A 307-nucleotide genomic window follows, 5' to 3' on the forward strand; every position below is an offset into this window, starting at 1 on the left:
GTCCGGGATGACAGCCCGGAAGCCATTTTCCAGCGCCAGCGAGCGCCATCCGGTACGGCTCGTCGACCACCGGCAGGAGGCCCGATCAATGTTATCTGATAGCTTGATGGACGATCGTGATGCCAGTCGTGCCCAGCGGCTGGCGCGTTATCACCTGGATCGTAGTGGCTGGATCGTTTGGTTGATTGCGGCCACCTTTGTGGTGTTTATTGGTTGGGCCATTGAATTTCAGATCGATGAGGTAACCCGTGCGAATGGCGAGGTGATTGCCTCCAGCCGGGTACAAATTATCCAGTCGGTTGATGGT

The 307-nt window shown here is 56.7% G+C and carries 1 pseudogene; it reads left to right on the top strand.

Annotated elements, in window-relative coordinates:
• Positions 1-88: 88 nt before the first annotated feature.
• A pseudogene (locus Q4563_RS18525) lies at positions 89-307 on the top strand (hypothetical protein); the annotation flags it as partial.

Source organism: Gilvimarinus sp. 1_MG-2023, assembly GCF_030548285.1.